The following is a 17,554-nucleotide window of genomic DNA, read 5'->3' on the forward strand; positions in this document are numbered from 1 at the left end:
CTATCAGCCAAAGCCGGCGATCCCGCCAAACCGGAATTTTGCTTAACGCCTTGCGGGCATGGTGGCGCGGCAAAGCACGGTGTGCGCCGACAATCAAATCCATTCCCGTCGCGCGGTAAAAGCGATGGAAAGCCATTGATGGAGATTGAACGACGGGCCCAGCGCGTCGGCGATCTCCGCGCGGATCAAGTCGTAGCCCTCCACCGGCACCTGGTGATGATGCGGCACGAGAATATGGATTTCGACCAGATACATTCGGCCACTTTTGGCAACGTAACTGGCGAAGTCCAGCATGCCATGACGATGCACCACCGTGGAGACGACTTCTCTGACGTGGTCATTCACCGATGGCGGCGCGACAAGGAACACTTCACGCATGGCATCACGAACGATGCGCGCGGGAATCGGCAACAGCCCGAGCGCAAGCAGCAGCAGGACCAGTGGATCGGCGTATCGGCCCATTTCCGGATACCCGCCATGTTCGATCAATGTCGCCAACCCGAAGCCGCCAAACAAGGCAACGGTGATGCAGCCCGACATCAGGAAGCTTTGCATGTCAACGGCGATGAGGGCGGATCGCAGGGTACGATTCGCTCGGAACTGGAACAGGTACAACGCAACGCAAATCAGGCAGACGACCACCGAATACACTGCTGTCACGTCCAGCGCCACCTGCTGCCCGCCACCCGCGAAAAGGCTCCGGATCGCATCGACGATAGCATACAGACAGAGCAGCAGCAGGATCGAGCCGTTGAAAGCCGCGACAAGCGGTTCGAAATGCCAGAATCCGTATTGAAAGCGACGACTGCCATCGTGTTGCAGCAATCGTGCGACAAAGAAAGAAAGGATCGTCATCGATGCATCGATCACCGCAAAGACGCCATCGAAGATGATGGCCTGCGAGTTAGCGATGATGCCAAGCAGAATACCCAGGAACGCCATCGCGAACGTCGCCGCAATCGATATCGCAAGGACCTGCGGCTCTGACGGACTACGCAGTATCGCCAAGAGCGGTTGGGACAACTGCGGCGGCGAACCAGCCATGACAACACTCCGGAAAGGATCGCGACCCTCCAGTGTTGATCGCCTGCTGCATGAGTGGCGCGCAGCGCGCCACCGTTCCGTGCCCCTCCGCGCGATCACTTGCCACCGCCGTCACCGCGTAGGAATAAAAAAACCGCCCGAAGGCGGTTTTTTGTGTCCGTGAGATTGGCGGAGAGGACGAACACCGGTGGATCTCCCACCAGTGCGCGCACGCTCAGCGCATCAACCTTCGGACGGTTGCGTCGTCGATGATTCGACCGGCGCCGCATCGTCCAGCGGGTAGTCGTACGCGTCCGCGGCCGCGATCTGGTCGTGACGCTCGCGATCGGCGGCTTCCTTCGCCTTGCGGGCCTTGTGGAAGGCCAGCCCCGTACCCGCCGGGATCAGACGACCAACGATCACGTTTTCCTTCAGACCGCGCAGATCGTCGCGCTTGCCCATGATCGCGGCTTCCGTCAGCACGCGCGTCGTTTCCTGGAACGATGCCGCCGAGATGAACGAGTCTGTCGACAGCGATGCCTTCGTAATGCCCAGCAGCACGTTGTCGTAGACGCAAGGACGCTTGTCCTCTGCGATCATCTTGTCGTTCTCGTCCAGCATGTCGGAACGCTCTACCTGCTCGCCCGGGATGAAACGGGTGTCGCCGGCATCGACGATCTGCACACGACGCAGCATCTGGCGAACGATCACTTCAATGTGCTTGTCATTGATCTTCACGCCCTGCAGACGATACACGTCCTGCACTTCGTCGACGATGTAACGCGACAACGCCTCGATACCTTGCAAACGCAGGATATCGTGCGGGTCTGCCGGACCGTCGACCACCATTTCACCCTTGTTCAGGACCTGGCCGTCGTGCACCAGTACCTGCTTTTCCTTCGCGATCAGGAACTCATGCGGATTGCCATCGAGATCCGTGATCACCAGACGCTGTTTGCCCTTCGTGTCCTTACCGAACGACACGGTACCGGTCACTTCGGCCAGGATGCCTGCATCCTTCGGCGATCGCGCTTCGAACAACTCGGCCACCCGCGGCAAACCGCCGGTAATGTCACGCGTCTTCTGCGCTTCGGTCGGGATACGCGCCAGCACTTCACCCACATGTACTTGCTGGCCATCCTTCACGGTGATCAGCGCGCCAACCTGGAAGCTCACGGTCACCGAGTGATCGGTGCCCGGGATCTTCACTTCGGCGCCCTTCTCGTCGAGCAGCTTGACCTGCGGACGTAACGTCTTGCCCGCTTGGGCGCTGCGACGCTTCGAGTCGATCGCCACCAGCGTCGAGAGACCCGTTACATCGTCGATCTGCTTCGCGACCGTCACGCCTTCCTCGACATTCTCGAACTTCACCGTACCGCCATGCTCGGTGATGATCGGGCGCGTCATCGGGTCCCACGTAGCCAACTGCGTCCCGGCCTTGATCTGCGCGCCGTCCAGTTGCAACAGCGTCGCGCCGTACGGCACCTTGTGGCGCTCACGCTCACGGCCCAGATCGTCCGTGATCATGACTTCGCCCGAACGGGAGATGACGATCTGCTCGCCCTTTCCGTTCGTCACGTAGCGCATCGTCGCGGTAAAGCGCACCGTACCGTTCGACTTTGCCTCGATGCTCGATGCGACTGCCGCACGCGATGCCGCACCGCCGATGTGGAAGGTCCGCATCGTCAACTGCGTACCGGGCTCACCGATCGACTGTGCCGCGATCACACCCACCGCCTCGCCGACGTTCACGCGATAGCCACGGCCCAGGTCACGGCCGTAGCACAGTGCGCAGAGACCGAAACGCGTTTCGCAGCTCAACGGGGTACGCACGCGCACCTCGTCGATCCCCAGGCGCTCGATTTCCTCGACAGCGTCTTCGTCCAGCAAGTCGCCAACGTGGTACAGCGTTTCCTGCGTTTCCGGGTTCACGACTTCCGACACGACCACGCGGCCGAGGATACGGTCACGCAGTGCTTCCACCACCTCACCGCCCTCGACGAGTGCTTTCATCGCCACGCCGTTGGACGTACCGCAATCGTCCTCGACCACCACCAGATCCTGCGTCACGTCGACCAGACGACGCGTCAGGTAACCGGAGTTTGCCGTCTTCAACGCCGTATCCGCCAGACCCTTACGGGCACCGTGGGTGGAGATGAAGTACTGCAGCACGTTCAAGCCTTCGCGGAAGTTCGCGGTAATCGGCGTCTCGATGATCGAGCCATCCGGCTTGGCCATCAGGCCGCGCATACCTGCCAACTGACGAATCTGCACCGCCGACCCACGGGCACCCGAGTCGGCCATCATGTAGATCGAGTTGAACGATTCCTGCTGCACGGTGTTGCCGTCACGGTCGACAACCGGCTCGGTTGCCAACTGCTCCATCATCGCCTTGCCGACCGCTTCCGACGTTGCCGACCAGATGTCGACCACGTTGTTGTAGCGTTCCTGCGCGGTCACCAGACCCGACATGTACTGGCGATCGTATTCCTTCACCTTCTTCGCGGCATCGCCGACGATCGTCTCTTTCTGCGGCGGCACGAGCATGTCGTCCACGCAGATCGAAATACCGGCGCGCGTTGCCAGACGGAACCCGGACTGCATCAGCGCGTCGGCGAAGATCACCGTCTCACGCAGGCCGCAACGGCGGAAAGCCGTATTGATCAGGCGCGAGATTTCCTTCTTCTTCAGCGGCTTGTTCAGCACGGAGAACGGCAAGCCCGGCGGCAGAATTTCCGACAGGATCGAACGGCCGACAGTCGTCGCGTACAGCGAGATCTTCGGCACGAACGCCGGCTGACCGTCGCTCTTGTCCGGATTCGCAACCTGCTCGGTGATCCGGACATTGACGCGCGAAGCCAGTTCGACTTCCTTGTTCTCGTACGCGCGGATCACTTCGGAGACGCCCGTGAAAGTCAGGCCTTCGCCCTTACCGTTCACGGCTTCACGCGTCGCGTAGTACAGACCCAGCACGATATCCTGCGACGGCACGATCGACGGATCGCCGTTCGCCGGGAACAAGACGTTGTTCGATGCCAGCATCAACGTCCGTGCTTCCAACTGCGCTTCCAGCGACAGCGGGACGTGCACGGCCATCTGGTCACCGTCGAAGTCGGCGTTGAACGCCGCGCAGACCAGCGGGTGCAGCTGGATGGCCTTCCCTTCGATCAGCACCGGCTCGAACGCCTGGATGCCCAGACGGTGCAGCGTCGGCGCGCGGTTCAGCATCACCGGGTGCTCGCGAATCACCTCTTCGAGGATGTCCCACACCACCGGCGTCTGGCTTTCGACTTCCTTCTTCGCGGCCTTGATCGTGGTCGCGACGCCCATCAGTTCGAGCTTGTTGAAGATGAAGGGCTTGAACAACTCAAGCGCCATCAACTTCGGCAGGCCGCACTGGTGCAACTTCAACGTCGGACCCACCACGATGACCGAACGGCCCGAATAGTCGACGCGCTTACCCAACAAGTTCTGACGGAAACGCCCGCCCTTACCCTTGATGCTCTCGGTCAACGACTTCAGCACGCGCTTGTTCGGGCCTTGCATGGCCTTGCCGCGGCGGCCGTTATCGAGCAACGAGTCGACAGCTTCCTGCAGCATCCGCTTTTCGTTGCGGACGATGATTTCAGGCGCCTTCAGCTCGAGCAGACGCTTCAACCGGTTGTTCCGGTTGATGACGCGGCGATACAGGTCGTTCAGGTCCGAGGTCGCGAAACGGCCACCGTCCAGCGGGACGAGCGGACGCAGCTCCGGCGGCAGCACCGGCAGCACTTCCATGACCATCCAGTCCGGCTTGATGCCCGAGCGCTGGAATGCTTCCAGCACCTTCAGACGACGCGCGAACTTCTTGATCTTGGCTTCGGAACCCGTTGCCTTCAACTCGGCACGCAGCATTTCCGCCTGCGCATCGATGTCGATCGAACGCAGCAGTTCACGCACGCCTTCCGCACCCATTTCGGCACGGAATTCGTCGCCATATTCCTCGACCTTCGCGTAGTAATCTTCCTCGGTCATGATCTGGCCGCGCTTCAGCGGCGTCATGCCCGGTTCGATGACGACAAAGGCCTCGAAGTACAACACGCGTTCGATGTCGCGCAGCGTCATGTCCAGGACCATGCCCAGACGCGACGGCAGCGACTTCAGGAACCAAATATGCGCGACCGGCGAAGCCAGTTCGATATGGCCCATGCGTTCGCGACGCACTTTCGCCAGCGTGACTTCAACGCCGCATTTTTCGCAGATCACGCCACGGTGCTTCAGGCGCTTGTACTTGCCGCACAGGCACTCGTAGTCCTTGATCGGCCCAAAGATCTTCGCGCAGAACAGGCCATCCCGTTCCGGCTTGAACGTACGGTAGTTGATCGTTTCCGGCTTTTTGACTTCGCCGAAAGACCAGGACCGGATCTTCTCGGGCGACGCGAGGCCAATCTTGATCGCGTCGAATACTTCGTCTTGCTGGACTTGCTTGAATAGATCGAGCAGCGCTTTCATTGCTTCTCTCCGTAGTCCGATTAGTTCCGATCCAGATCGATGTCGATACCCAACGAGCGGATTTCCTTCACCAGCACGTTGAACGACTCGGGCATGCCCGCATCGATCACGTGGTCACCCTTGACCAGGTTTTCATAGACCTTGGTCCGGCCTGCCACGTCGTCCGACTTCACGGTCAACATTTCCTGCAGTACGTACGAGGCGCCATATGCTTCCAGCGCCCACACTTCCATTTCCCCGAAGCGCTGACCACCGAACTGCGCCTTACCACCCAGCGGTTGCTGCGTGACCAGCGAGTACGGGCCGGTCGAACGGGCGTGCATCTTGTCGTCGACCAAGTGGTGCAGCTTCAGGTAGTGCATATAGCCCACCGTCACGGTCCGTTCGAACTCTTCGCCCGTACGGCCATCGCGCAGACGCACCTGGTTCTTCGACGCCGTCATGCCGAGGTTCGCGGCGATGTCGTCCGGGAAAGCCAGATCCAACGCGCGGGACATTTCTTCCTCGGTTGCACCGTCGAATACCGGCGTTGCGTACGGCACGCCTTCCTTCAGGTTCGATGCAAGATGCAGGACTTCGTCGTCGCTGAGGTTGGCGATGTCTTCCTTGTGACCGTGCTCGTTGTAAATCTTTTCGAGGAAACCACGGACTTCGGTCGCTTTCGCCTGCGCACGTAACATCTCGTTGATCCGATGACCCAGACCCTTTGCCGCCCATCCCAGATGGACTTCCAGAATCTGTCCCACGTTCATCCGCGACGGCACACCCAGCGGGTTCAGCACGATGTCGCACGGCGTACCGTCAGCCATGTACGGCATGTCTTCAATCGGCACGATGCGCGAGACCACACCCTTGTTGCCGTGACGACCAGCCATCTTGTCACCCGGCTGCAGGCGACGCTTCACGGCCAGGTACACCTTCACCATCTTCAGCACGCCCGGCGGCAGTTCGTCGCCTTGCGTCAACTTCTTGCGCTTCTCTTCGAAAGCCAGATCGAACTGGTGACGCTTTTGCTCGATCGATTCCTTGATGGCAACCAGTTGGTTCGCCGCGGCTTCGTCGGCCAGGCGGATATCGAACCAGTGGTAGTGATCCAGGTCGGCCAGGTATTCCTTCGTCAGCTCGGCACCCTTCGCCAGCTTCTTCGGGCCACCATTGACGGCCTTGCCGATCAGCATCCGTTCCAGACGCTGGAACGCATCGCCTTCCACGATCCGCAACTGGTCGTTCAGGTCAAGCCGATAGCGCTTCAGTTCATCGTCGATGATCTGTTGCGCGCGCTTGTCACGCTGGATGCCTTCACGCGTGAAGACCTGGACGTCGATCACGGTGCCGCTCATCCCTGACGGCACGCGCAGCGACGTGTCCTTCACGTCAGACGCTTTTTCACCGAAGATCGCGCGCAGCAGCTTTTCTTCCGGCGTCAATTGCGTCTCACCCTTCGGCGTGACCTTACCCACCATCACGTCACCGGCTTCCACTTCCGCGCCGATGTAGACGATGCCCGACTCATCCAGACGACCCAGTTGCACTTCCGCCAGGTTCGAGATGTCGCGCGTGATTTCTTCCGGGCCGAGCTTCGTGTCGCGGGCGACCACGTTCAGCTCTTCGATATGGATCGACGTGTAACGGTCGTCCGCCACCACCTTCTCGGAGATCAGGATCGAATCTTCGAAGTTGTAGCCATTCCACGGCATGAACGCGACCAGCATGTTCTGGCCGAGCGCGAGTTCGCCGAGGTCCGTCGACGCACCGTCGGCGATCACGTCACCACGTGCGACACGGTCACCCACCTTGACGATAGGACGCTGGTTGATGTTCGTGTTCTGGTTCGAACGCGTGTACTTGATCAGGTTGTAGATGTCGACACCCACTTCCCCGGCCACGGCTTCGTCATCGTTCACGCGAATCACGACACGGCCCGCATCGACGTAGTCGACGTGGCCACCGCGCGATGCCTGCACCGTCGTGCCCGAGTCGACCGCCACCGTGCGCTCGACACCGGTGCCGACCAGCGGCTTTTCCGGACGCAGGCAGGGCACCGCCTGACGCTGCATGTTCGAGCCCATCAAGGCGCGGTTTGCGTCATCGTGTTCCAGGAACGGGATCAGCGATGCCGCAACCGACACGATCTGCGATGGCGCCACGTCCATGTACTGGACACGGTCCGGCGTCGCCATCAACGTTTCGCCCATTTCACGTGCGGAGACCAGTTCGTCGGTCAGCGTGCCGTCTTCAGACACAGCCGCGTTCGCCTGAGCAATCAGGTAACGGCCTTCCTCGATCGCCGACAGGTAATCGATCTGATCCGTCACCTTGCCGTCGACGACCTTGCGGTACGGCGTTTCCAGGAAGCCGTACTCGTTCAGGTGCGCGAACAGGGCGAGCGAGTTGATCAGGCCGATGTTCGGACCTTCCGGCGTTTCAATCGGGCACACGCGACCATAGTGCGTCGGATGCACGTCACGCACTTCGAAGCCTGCGCGTTCACGGGTCAAACCGCCCGGTCCCAACGCCGAGACACGCCGCTTGTGCGTGATTTCCGACAGCGGGTTGGTCTGGTCCATGAACTGCGACAACTGCGATGAGCCGAAGAACTCACGAATCGCGGACGAGATCGGCTTGCTGTTGATCAAGTCGTGCGGCATCAGGTTTTCGCTTTCGGCCTGACCCAGACGCTCCTTCACCGCGCGCTCGACACGCACCAGACCAGCACGGAACTGGTTTTCCGCCAGTTCGCCGACGCAACGCACGCGACGGTTACCCAAGTGGTCGATGTCATCGACCTCGCCCTTACCGTTACGCAGCTCGACCAGGATCTTGATGGTTGCCAGGATGTCGTCATCCTGCAACGTCATAGGTCCGACGATTTCCTCGCGACCCACGCGGCGGTTGAACTTCATGCGGCCGACCTTCGACAGGTCATACGCGTCTTCGCTGTAGAACAAGCGATTGAACAGCGCTTCAACCGCTTCTTCCGTCGGTGGTTCGCCCGGACGCATCATCCGGTAGATCGCGATACGTGCAGCGGTCTTATCCGCTGTTTCGTCGATCCGTAGCGTTTGCGAGATGTATGGGCCTTGGTCCAGATCGTTCGTGTAAAGCGTCTGGATTTCCTTGACCTCCGCCGCGCGCAGCTTTTCGAGTACGCCCTCGGTCAGTTCGTCGTTTGCGGACGCAATCACCTCTCCGGTATCCGGATCGATGACGTTCTTTGCCAGCACACGGCCCAGCAGGTAGTCCTCCGGTACCGAGATGAACTTGGTCTTCGCATTTTCGAGGTCGCGGATATGCTTCGCATTGATCCGCTTTTCCTTGGCTACGACGACATTGCCATCACGATCCGAAATGTCGAAACGCGCGACTTCACCGCGCAGGCGTTCCGGCACGAACTCGACCTGCGCCCCTTCGCCCATCAACGTGAAGTTGTCGAACACGAAGAAGTTTGCAAGGATCTGTTCCGGCGTCAGGCCAATGGCCTTCAACAGGATCGTGACCGGCATCTTTCGGCGACGGTCGACGCGGAAGTACAGGACATCCTTGGGGTCGAACTCGAAGTCCAGCCACGAACCGCGATAAGGAATAACACGTGCCGAGAACAGCAACTTGCCCGAGCTGTGTGTTTTGCCCTTGTCGTGTTCGAAGAAGACCCCTGGCGAACGGTGGAGCTGCGAAACGATGACACGTTCGGTACCATTGATCACGAACGAGCCGTTTTCAGTCATCAAGGGCATTTCGCCCATGTAGACTTCCTGCTCCTTCACTTCCTTGACGACCGGCTTATTCGGCGATTCCTTGTCCAGAATCACCAATTGCACGACCGCGCGGAGTTGCGAGCAGAAAGTCAATCCCCGCTGCTGGCACTCGGTAACGTCGAACGCCGGAGGCGACAACATGTAACGCACGAATTCCAGACGTGCGAAACCGTTGTGTGACACGATCGGGAAAACCGATGTAAATGCGGCCTGCAAGCCTTCGGGCTTGCGACCATCAGGTGTTGCATCTTGCTGCAGGAATTGGCTGAACGACTCAAGCTGAGTCGCCAATAGGTAGGGAACCGGGTGAACGTTGGTGCGCTTCGCAAAACTCTTGCGGATGCGCTTTTTCTCGGTGAAGGAATATTGCATACTATCTCCAGATCACTGCCGGTCGGCATAGTGCGCGTATCGCTTTGCCGACATCCGGGTGTTCACCGACTGAGGCCCGAAATCCGCTCCCGGCGGTTCCCTCACGGAAACGCCCCGGTCACGGATATAGAAGCTTGGTGGTTGGCCGCTACCAACCATGGCTGACAGTAAAGCACGCCGCACGGACCAACGCTGTCCATACGCCATCCCCTACCCGACCAAACTTGCCTTCTGCAGTCGCTTCAGAAGACAAAAAAAGGCTGTCGCACGGCGAGCATACTCGCAACAGCTTTTCTTTGTGTTCTTACACCGCACAAATCACCGGACTTAGTCAAGTCGGCATTTGACAACTTACCGCAAATTACAAAAACTTCCGACAACAGTCACCATTCACAGCCAAATACTTACAACGCACACTCATGTAAAACAATTTTGCGACGCCAGCGATTTTCTTTGCTTGTAAGCGCAAAAAGGCTGACGGGGAATCCCCGCCAGCCCACACCCCTACCGCAGTCTCTTACTTGACTTCGGCGTCGGCGCCAGCGGCCTTTAGCTTTTCCAGCGCTGCATCGGCGTCGGCCTTTGCAATGCCTTCCTTAACCGGCTTCGGTGCGCCATCAACCAGGTCCTTCGCTTCCTTCAGGCCCAAGCCCGTGATTTCACGGACAGCCTTAATGACGCCAACCTTGTTCGCGCCTGCACCCTTCAGGATGACGTCGAATTCGGTCTTTTCTTCAGCGGCCGGAGCAGCTGCACCGCCTGCCGGACCAGCCACTGCCATCGCAGCTGCCGATACGCCAAACTTCTCTTCGAACGCCTTGACCAGGTCGTTCAGTTCCATAACCGTCAAGTTACCAACGGCTTCCAGGATGTCGTCTTTCGTGATTGCCATGATACGTAAAACCTTTTGAATGGATTGCGCGATACACGGTGCGGGCTAGAACCACACTGCGATCACTGCGGTTACGCCACCGCTCCACTGGAACGGGGCGCGACTGAACAATGTCGATCCGATGCCTTATTCGGCAGCCGGAGCTTCGGCCGGCGCCTCGGCTGCCGCTTCCGCAGCCGCCGGTTCGCCTTCGCCCTTCTTCGCGGCCAGTGCTGCCAGGCCACGTGCAAACGCCGCAACCGGCGCTTGCATGACACCCAGCAATTGAGCCAGCAGAACTTCGCGGCTCGGGATAGCTGCCAGCGCTTGCACGCCAGCCTTATCCAACACTTGACCCTCGTAGGCGCCCGAACGGATCACCAACTTGTCATTGCCCTTCGCGAAGTCATTGATGACCTTCGCCGCGGAGGTGGCATCCTCGGATACGCCGTAAATCAGCGGACCCGTCATCTGCTCAGCCAGCGGACCGAACGGCGTACCTTCAACGGCGCGGCGCGCCAACGTGTTCTTCAACACGCGAAGGTAAACCTTTTGCTCCCGCGCTACCGCGCGCAGCTTCGTCAGATCGCCAACCGCAATGCCGCGATATTCAGCCAGCACGATGGACTGAGCCTTCGCAACTTGCGCGACGACTTCAGCCACAACGGCCTGCTTATCTTCCCTATTGAGTGGCACGGTTAAAACTCCTGATTCGATACACCACCGGCAACCGGGTTTCCCCGGCCTTGGAGGCATTCAACAACGGCGTCCGGCGGTTAGGAGCACTTCAAACGGGCCGCTCAACAACGCGACTTCCCGCAATCCATCCTGCAAAACGTTTCGGGTTCGCCATCTGCGTTGGGGATTAAGGCCTATTTCCCCACCGGAAATAGGGCCACCAACGGTCTTTGACAACCGGACATCAAGCTTTCCTTCCTCTCGACATCCGCCCCAAAGCTCTAAAACCATGGCCGCACCCAACATGCAACCACGGAAATCCTATTTTACTGCGCAGTCAAAGTCGACTGGTCAACGCGGATACCGCCGCCTTGGGTGCTCGACAGCGCAACCTTACGCACGTAGATACCCTTGCTTGTTGCCGGCTTCAGCTTTTGCAGGCCATCCAGCAGTGCCAGCAAGTTTTGCTTCAGCGCATCCGGCTCGAACGACGCGCGGCCGATCGTACCGTGGATAATGCCCGCCTTGTCGACACGGAATTGCACCTGACCTGCCTTGGCATTCTTGACCGCGGTCACGACGTCCGGCGTCACCGTACCCACCTTCGGGTTCGGCATCAATCCGCGAGGGCCCAGGATCTGACCCAGGGTACCGACGATACGCATCATGTCCGGCGAGGCGATAACCACGTCAAAATTCATGACGCCGCCCTTGATTTGTTCCGCCAGGTCGTCCGCACCCACGATGTCGGCACCGGCGGCCTTCGCTTGCTCGGCTTTATCGCCTTGAGCGAACACGGCAACGCGCACCGACTTACCGGTACCTGCCGGCAGGACCACGGAGCCGCGGACCACTTGATCGGACTTCTTCGCATCCACGCCCAATTGCACAGCGACGTCAACCGATTCGTCGAATTTCGACGTTGCGGTCTTCTTTACCAGATCCAGCGCTTCACCGATCGGGTAGGCCTTCGTACGGTCGATCAGCTTTGCGAGAGCCTGTTGACGCTTCGAGATCTTAGCCATTTACAGACCCTCCACCGTGATGCCCATCGAACGGGCGCTGCCAGCAACCGTACGGACCGCTGCTTCCAAATCAGCAGCGGTCAGATCGGGGGACTTGGTCTTTGCAATTTCTTCCGCTTGTGCGCGGGTGATCGAGCCAACCTTGTCGGTATGCGGCTTCGGCGAACCCTTTTGCACGCCGGCCGCCTTCTTGATCAGCACCGTCGCCGGCGGCGTCTTCAGAACGAACGTGAAGCTCTTGTCCGCGAAAGCCGTAATGACGACCGGCGTCGGCAGACCCGGCTCCAAACCCTGCGTGGCGGCATTGAACGCCTTGCAGAATTCCATGATGTTCAAGCCGCGTTGACCCAATGCCGGACCGACCGGCGGCGACGGGTTAGCCTTGCCTGCAGGGATCTGCAGCTTGATAAAGCCAATGATCTTTTTTGCCATTTCTTACCTCATAAGGGCGGCAACGCCACCCGTGAGTGATAACGCGTCGTGTACGGGCGGGGCGGCACGTCAGGGTTTTCCCTTTCGTTCCCGCACACCGTCGACACGACGCTCCTCGATAAAGCGGCAAACACACCGCTCCGACTATTCACACCGCCGGCACACGCCGCGTGGTGCTTGGCACAGATCGCCAGCCTGATTCAGACTTTTTCGACCTGACCGAATTCCAACTCGACCGGCGTAGCCCGGCCGAAAATAGTGACCGACACGCGTACGCGTGCTTTTTCACCATTCACATCCTCGACGGTGCCATTGAAGTCCGTGAAAGGACCATCCTTGACTCGCACTGTCTCGCCAATCTCGAACAACACCTTCGGACGGGTGTGCTCGGAGCCTTCTTGCGCCAGCGACAACAACTTGTCGACTTCGCGCTGCGGCAGCGGCATCGGCTTGTTGCCCGTGCCGCCAATAAAACCGGTGACCTTTTGCGTGTTCTTCACCAGATGCCACGTTTCGTCGTCCATTTCCATCTCGACGAAAATATAGCTAGGGAACAAACGACGCTGGACGACAATTTTCTTGCCATCCTTCGTTTCCGACACATTTTCGGTCGGCACTAATGTGCGCCCGAATTTCTCGCTCATGCCTTGTTGCTCGATCCGCTCCTGCAGCGCCCGCTGCACCGTCTTTTCCATGCTGGAATAGACTTGCACGGTGTACCAGCGCTTCTTGGAGCTGGCCGAGGCGGCACCCGCTTCTGGCGTAGTCGTATCGCTCATCTCATCTCCACCCAAGAATCACTGAAAAAATCAGCCATTCGATCGTTTTATCGGTACACCATAGGTAAATCGCCATAACGACGACAAAACCGAAAACGATCAGCGTGGTCTGCCCTGCTTCCTTGCGCGACGGCCACACGACCTTGCGCACTTCGCGATAGGCATCTTTCGAGAAACCGACAAACGTCTTGCCGAGACCAGAAAAGGATGCGGCAACCGCTCCACCGGCAATCAGCACCAGCAAAACGACTGTGCGGATAGCGAGATTCTGGCCGCTCAACAAATAGAACGCTGCAACACCGACGAGGACCAACACGACGCCAAGCGCCAGCATCAGCTTGTCGCTGGTCGTATTGACCGTTTCCACTGGAGGATTCGCCATAAGACCTTGGTGGCACCCGCCAGAAAAGCGAATGCACGAATGTGGCAGGGGCAGAGGGAATCGAACCCCCAACCTTCGGTTTTGGAGACCGACGCTCTGCCAGTTGAGCTATACCCCTAGAAACCATATAGGGCAGACTTGATAGCCCGCCCCTGAAACAACACGTTACCGCCTCAACAACCACTTATCTCGACAGGGCGGCGTTACCGCCCCTCTGGCAATCCCGCTTGCGCGGGAATCGAGTCTTACTTCGTGATGGTTGCCACGACGCCGGCACCGACGGTACGGCCGCCTTCGCGGATAGCGAAGCGCAAACCTTCTTCCATCGCGATCGGAGCGATCAACTTCACCGAAATCGACACGTTGTCGCCAGGCATGACCATCTCCTTGCCTTCCGGCAGCGAGATCGAGCCCGTCACGTCCGTCGTACGGAAGTAGAACTGCGGACGATAGTTGTTGAAGAACGGCGTATGACGACCGCCTTCATCCTTGCTCAGCACGTACACTTCCGCCGTGAAGTCCGTGTGCGGCTTGATCGAGCCCGGCTTCGCCAGCACTTGACCACGTTGCACGTCTTCACGCTTCGTACCACGCACCAGCACGCCTACGTTGTCCCCTGCCTGACCTTGGTCCAGCAGCTTGCGGAACATTTCAACGCCCGTCACCGTCGTCTTTTGCGTATCGCGCAGACCGACGATCTCCACTTCCTCGCCAACCTTGATGATCCCGCGCTCAACACGACCCGTCACCACCGTGCCGCGACCCGAGATCGAGAACACGTCTTCCACCGGCATCAGGAACGTACCGTCAACCGCACGCTCCGGCGTCGGGATGTACGTGTCCAGCGCTTCGGCCAATGCCATGATCGCCACTTCGCCCAGCTCGCCCGCATCGCCTTCCAGCGCCAGCTTCGCCGAACCCTTGATAATCGGCGTATCGTCGCCCGGGAAGTCGTACTTCGACAGCAACTCCCGCACTTCCATTTCCACCAGCTCCAGCAACTCAGCGTCGTCCACCATGTCCGCCTTGTTCAGGAACACGATGATGTACGGCACGCCAACCTGACGCGACAGCAGAATGTGCTCGCGCGTTTGCGGCATCGGGCCGTCCGCGGCCGAGCACACCAGGATCGCGCCGTCCATCTGCGCCGCACCCGTGATCATGTTCTTCACGTAGTCAGCGTGGCCCGGGCAATCAACGTGCGCGTAGTGCCGATTCGCCGTCTCATACTCAACGTGCGCCGTGTTGATCGTAATGCCACGTGCCTTCTCTTCCGGCGCCGCGTCGATCTGGTCGTACGCCTTCGCCTCACCGCCGAACTTCTTCGACAGAACCGTTGCAATCGCCGCCGTCAGCGTCGTCTTGCCGTGGTCAACGTGACCGATCGTGCCCACGTTCACGTGCGGCTTGGTACGTTCAAACTTGCCTTTAGCCATTGTCGACTCCTAAACAGGACTATTCATCCGTTGCGCCGCGCGCAAACACACTGATCAGCTTACTGGTGCCCATGGGCAGGATCGAACTGCCGACCTCTCCCTTACCAAGGGAGTGCTCTGCCACTGAGCCACATGGGCGAAACCGGCGCTACAAAAACAAACTGCACAACACCTGGAGCGGGTGAAGGGAATCGAACCCTCGTCGTAAGCTTGGAAGGCTTCTGCTCTACCATTGAGCTACACCCGCGGATTCAGTACCGCTCGAATTCCTTCGCCTGCCTTATTGCTGCGCTGCAAACCACCCGAAAGCCTGATCACGACGCACCGCAACTACCGCTTTTTGCGCCACACCGTCGAGCCTTCAGGTAACTTGACTTGAATTCTGGTGGAGGAGGTTGGATTCGAACCAACGTAGGCGTAAGCCAACAGATTTACAGTCTGCCCCCTTTAGCCACTCGGGCACCCCTCCGCAGAGAATTCGAGATTATGGAGATACTCCCGAGGACTGTCAACCATTTTCTGCGCCAACACGGTAAGCCGTTACTCCGCTTAGCCTGCATCGTCAGACGCTGTCAACGCATGCGGGATCTCAAAGGGGTTATGTTTCGCGCATACCCGTCGACCCTCCATGCGCTTTCGAACGGGATCGGTGCCGATCCCGTGATCATCGGAATGTACGGTGCGTCTCATCAGACGCCGATTGACTAAATAAGCCACGCATACACCGCCTTGTACGTCATCAGCGAGCCACCATACGCTCGTTTTTTGCGACGATTTCAGCGGTCTCCTTCGGATATAGACGAAACCTGTCACGGCGTTGCCGTCGGCGTCGGTCTATGCTGTCTTCGTCGTAGCGCGACACCACAAACTATTAGCGTTATCAACGCGAGGAGAAATGCGTGGCGGACGGCCAGCTTGCGCAGTATCGACGTTCAAGCATCCGCGGCCGTTATAGGCCTCCACCATCAGCGATGAAGGTGCCATACAGAGAACCGCTCAGAGAACCGCTGTAAAGACGGTCCAAGGCGGTGCGCTCGGCACCGCGCGTGTGCCGTCTCAGCGCATGCCCGTCAGTCTCTGAAATAACGTCTTTCGCGGCCGTGGTTCTACACGCTCGAAAATAACGTTGAACAGTCGGCGATAGCGTTGCGGTGGGCAGCGCAGTGCATCAACGCCGTGCCAGGCGGTGACCGTATTTTTAAATAGAAAACTGCGATTATCGCGGATGTCGACAGCCCTCACCGACCCGAAGTCGGTGATATCAGGATTCTTTCGTCGGACCTTTTTATCACCTAGTACGAGGATACTGCCGCCCCATTCCTCGGACCAATCCGCCGCCGTGTTGAAATAAAAGATGTGCGTACCGAGTTTTTTATCGGTGTCACGGTGCGGCGACACTTCCGCCCCCTGGAATCCGAGATGCCAGGCAAATCGAACGGTCATTGGCTGAACACCGAAGGCGCGCTCGGCAAACGCCTGATATCGTCGACTGCTACGGATCTCTTCCATGAAGGCCTGCCATGGCGCAGGTAGGTCCGGAAGGTCCACCACGCCCGATTTTGACAGCGGCGCGGACGTTGTCGGGGCAATGGCCTTACCCGACGACGCCAGATCTTCCGTGCGCGCGATTGACAAGGGGCCGACCATTTCGTTGTCGCCCCCATCACGGCAGTAGACACCCGGCGCGGCATTCTCGCCGCGATAGATATTGCGCTTAAACGCCAGATAATACCGGTCGTGCGAACGTTGCTGATCAGCGCGCGCTATGCCGCGATGCGTGTCGAAAAGCGCCACAGAGGGAAAGCTTTCCAGCAAAGCCGTGAATTTCTCGGGCAGCAGCAACGTCTCGAAGGCTTGCCAGGGGAACGGTTCACGTCGCCCGAATGCGTCGCCGCTGAAACCATCCAAAACGCTGTCATTGAAGAAACCGGACACGGCACTCCCCCTCATCGCTCGCGAGATTGATCATTCTATCAATCCTGACCGCTCCTCATGGATTTAGGTGAAGTAGCGCTGCAAATGCTTGATTTGATCGCAGCGGGACGATTGTCGACAAGCGCCCGGCGACCGTCGTCAAACACCCCTCTAGCGGGCCTTTCCACGGCGCGTACGGGCGCGCTGCCTGGGTCGATAGGGCACACGACTGTGCCGAGCAGGCATCAGCCTACCGGCGGCTAGTTGGCATCGTTCCGGTCCACGATTGCCTTAAGTGCATTAATCAAGCGAACCATGCTCAGATGGATCTCGCTGAGCAGACGATAGCTGGTTAGGAGCGAGCATCCGACTTCTCAAGCAAAGGGACTCTATCTT

At 59.1% G+C, this 17,554-nt stretch carries 11 protein-coding genes and 4 tRNA genes; all 15 read right to left on the reverse strand.

Translation table 11 applies throughout. The features are described 5' to 3' along the window. Positions 1-93 precede the first annotated feature (93 nt). Positions 94-1,044, reverse strand: coding sequence for a cation diffusion facilitator family transporter (locus SJQ66_RS28545; RefSeq protein WP_046154174.1), 951 nt, complete (start codon positions 1,042-1,044; stop codon positions 94-96). A gap of 222 nt (positions 1,045-1,266) precedes the next feature. Further along, positions 1,267-5,514, reverse strand: coding sequence for a DNA-directed RNA polymerase subunit beta' (rpoC, locus tag SJQ66_RS28550; protein WP_024906044.1), 4,248 nt, complete (start codon positions 5,512-5,514; stop codon positions 1,267-1,269). A gap of 20 nt (positions 5,515-5,534) precedes the next feature. Continuing rightward, on the reverse strand, positions 5,535-9,641 hold the full coding sequence (gene rpoB / locus SJQ66_RS28555; RefSeq protein ID WP_024906045.1) for a DNA-directed RNA polymerase subunit beta: 4,107 nt from the start codon (positions 9,639-9,641) through the stop codon (positions 5,535-5,537). Between the two features lie 517 nt (positions 9,642-10,158). Next, on the reverse strand, positions 10,159-10,533 hold the full coding sequence (gene rplL, locus SJQ66_RS28560; protein ID WP_024906046.1) for a 50S ribosomal protein L7/L12: 375 nt from the start codon (positions 10,531-10,533) through the stop codon (positions 10,159-10,161). A 126-nt stretch (positions 10,534-10,659) separates the two neighbouring features. Next, a complete protein-coding gene (gene rplJ, locus SJQ66_RS28565; protein ID WP_320534837.1) occupies positions 10,660-11,208 on the reverse strand; it encodes a 50S ribosomal protein L10 in 549 nt (182 codons plus the stop codon). A gap of 308 nt (positions 11,209-11,516) precedes the next feature. Then, positions 11,517-12,215, reverse strand: coding sequence for a 50S ribosomal protein L1 (gene rplA, locus SJQ66_RS28570; RefSeq protein WP_024906048.1), 699 nt, complete (start codon positions 12,213-12,215; stop codon positions 11,517-11,519). Beyond that, positions 12,216-12,647 carry a 50S ribosomal protein L11 gene (rplK, locus tag SJQ66_RS28575; protein ID WP_024906049.1) on the reverse strand — a complete coding sequence of 144 codons (432 nt, stop codon included), beginning with the start codon at positions 12,645-12,647 and terminating at the stop codon, positions 12,216-12,218. Between the two features lie 200 nt (positions 12,648-12,847). Further along, positions 12,848-13,426, reverse strand: a complete 579-nt coding sequence (nusG, locus tag SJQ66_RS28580) for a transcription termination/antitermination protein NusG (protein WP_024906050.1) — start codon at positions 13,424-13,426, stop codon at positions 12,848-12,850. A 1-nt stretch (position 13,427) separates the two neighbouring features. Continuing rightward, positions 13,428-13,808 (reverse strand): preprotein translocase subunit SecE, encoded by a 381-nt coding sequence (secE, locus tag SJQ66_RS28585; RefSeq protein ID WP_320534838.1) that lies wholly within the window; start codon positions 13,806-13,808, stop codon positions 13,428-13,430. A gap of 42 nt (positions 13,809-13,850) precedes the next feature. Continuing rightward, positions 13,851-13,926: transfer RNA gene (locus SJQ66_RS28590), tRNA-Trp, on the reverse strand. Between the two features lie 127 nt (positions 13,927-14,053). Continuing rightward, positions 14,054-15,244: an elongation factor Tu gene (gene tuf / locus SJQ66_RS28595; protein WP_024902012.1), complete on the reverse strand. Its 1,191-nt coding sequence runs from the start codon at positions 15,242-15,244 to the stop codon at positions 14,054-14,056. A 63-nt stretch (positions 15,245-15,307) separates the two neighbouring features. Next, positions 15,308-15,382: transfer RNA gene (locus tag SJQ66_RS28600), tRNA-Thr, on the reverse strand. A gap of 35 nt (positions 15,383-15,417) precedes the next feature. Further along, positions 15,418-15,491 (reverse strand) — tRNA-Gly (locus tag SJQ66_RS28605). Between the two features lie 136 nt (positions 15,492-15,627). Further along, a tRNA-Tyr gene (locus SJQ66_RS28610) sits at positions 15,628-15,713 on the reverse strand. Between the two features lie 587 nt (positions 15,714-16,300). Then, positions 16,301-17,179, reverse strand: a complete 879-nt coding sequence (locus SJQ66_RS28615) for a 2OG-Fe(II) oxygenase (RefSeq protein ID WP_320534839.1) — start codon at positions 17,177-17,179, stop codon at positions 16,301-16,303. Positions 17,180-17,554 lie beyond the last annotated feature (375 nt).

It is taken from the genome of Robbsia andropogonis, from assembly GCF_034047095.1.
GTDB classification, from domain to species: Bacteria; Pseudomonadota; Gammaproteobacteria; order Burkholderiales; family Burkholderiaceae; genus Robbsia; species Robbsia andropogonis.

Excerpts from the sequence above, each read along its gene's own strand:
- SJQ66_RS28545 (WP_046154174.1), bottom strand. The coding sequence starts at position 1,044 with ATGGCTGGTTCGCCGCCGCAGTTGTCCCAACCGCTCTTGGCGATACTG.
- rpoB (WP_024906045.1), bottom strand. The coding sequence starts at position 9,641 with ATGCAATATTCCTTCACCGAGAAAAAGCGCATCCGCAAGAGTTTTGCG.
- rplL (WP_024906046.1), bottom strand. The coding sequence starts at position 10,533 with ATGGCAATCACGAAAGACGACATCCTGGAAGCCGTTGGTAACTTGACG.
- rplK (WP_024906049.1), bottom strand. The coding sequence starts at position 12,647 with ATGGCAAAAAAGATCATTGGCTTTATCAAGCTGCAGATCCCTGCAGGC.
- secE (WP_320534838.1), bottom strand. The coding sequence starts at position 13,808 with ATGGCGAATCCTCCAGTGGAAACGGTCAATACGACCAGCGACAAGCTG.
- nusG (WP_024906050.1), bottom strand. The coding sequence starts at position 13,426 with ATGAGCGATACGACTACGCCAGAAGCGGGTGCCGCCTCGGCCAGCTCC.
- rpoC (WP_024906044.1), bottom strand. The coding sequence starts at position 5,514 with ATGAAAGCGCTGCTCGATCTATTCAAGCAAGTCCAGCAAGACGAAGTA.
- tuf (WP_024902012.1), bottom strand. The coding sequence starts at position 15,244 with ATGGCTAAAGGCAAGTTTGAACGTACCAAGCCGCACGTGAACGTGGGC.
- rplA (WP_024906048.1), bottom strand. The coding sequence starts at position 12,215 with ATGGCTAAGATCTCGAAGCGTCAACAGGCTCTCGCAAAGCTGATCGAC.